The organism is Oleiphilus sp. HI0067, from assembly GCF_001635735.1.
In genome coordinates this window covers 1-378 of record NZ_LWFI01000663.1, presented here as the reverse complement: position 1 = coordinate 378, position 378 = coordinate 1, and the positions used below count along the sequence as shown (strand labels likewise).

The window sequence follows — 378 nt, the reverse complement described above, 5'->3', positions numbered from 1 at the left end:
GAATTGATTGCACATGATCGTTCGGTAGACGAGATAGCTGAGATAATCGGTGCAGATTGGTTGTTGTATCAGGATCTAGATGATTTGGTCGATGCGGTGAGTGCTGGTAATCCTGAGATCACTAAATTTGATTGCTCGGTGTTCGATGGTAACTATGTGACTGGTGATATTGATGACGCTTATCTAGAGCGTTTGGAAAGAAGTAGAAATGATGCCAGTAAATCTCAAGAAGCAAGTATACTAGAGGGTGAAGAGCAATTAAGCCTGCATAACGCAGGTTAGCCCAGTAATCTAGAGATACATAATGCCTAAAAGCAAGAATTTGAAGGCCACCATCCCTGAACCGAATCTTGAAGGTTTATCGGTGGAGACCTTAGC

Annotated in this window: 1 pseudogene; it reads left to right on the top strand. The window is 42.6% G+C overall.

Annotated elements, in window-relative coordinates:
- A pseudogene (locus A3739_RS07255) lies at positions 1 to 282 on the top strand (amidophosphoribosyltransferase); the annotation flags it as partial.
- Between the last annotated feature and the right edge of the window lie 96 nt (positions 283 to 378).